Annotated in this window: 1 protein-coding gene; it reads right to left on the bottom strand. The window is 71.8% G+C overall.

All coding sequences use genetic code 11. The annotated features are described in order from the left end of the window. Positions 1 to 48 precede the first annotated feature (48 nt). Positions 49 to 433 (bottom strand): LytTR family DNA-binding domain-containing protein (locus tag AC1DN0_RS41545; protein ID WP_477146677.1); only part of this gene is annotated, 385 nt, incomplete at its 5' end.

Raw genomic sequence — 433 nt, 5'->3', positions numbered from 1 at the left:
GTGTTGAAGGCTTGGGACAAGACCGGAATTGTAGCCCAGGCCGCCCGTTCATGCTGGCGTGGCCGCGCTGACCGGCGGCGTGCCGCCCTGCCCCAGCGCCGCCCGCAGCCCCGGCAGCTGGCGGCGACTGCACGGCAGCGCGCTGCCATCGGCCAGGTGGGCGCGCGCCTCGCCGTTGTCCAGCGGCTCGATGGACACCAGAAAGCCCAGGTTGAGGACGTAGCTGCGGTGGATCCGGACGAACCGGGCCGGGTCCAGCCGGGCCTCCAGCGCGGCCATGGTGCTGCGCAGCGGGTAGTCGTGGCCGCGTACGTGCAGGTTCATGTAATTGCCCGCGGCCTGGGCGTATTCGATGTCGGCGGTCGCCACCAGGAAGTCGCGCCCCAGCTTGCGCACCAGGAACCGCTCCGGGCGATCGACCGGCTCCTCCGGC

This window comes from Cupriavidus sp. 05N39, from assembly GCF_056397325.1.
Note: the sequence above shows the minus strand (reverse complement) of the source record. Positions and strands in the feature narration are given on the sequence as shown.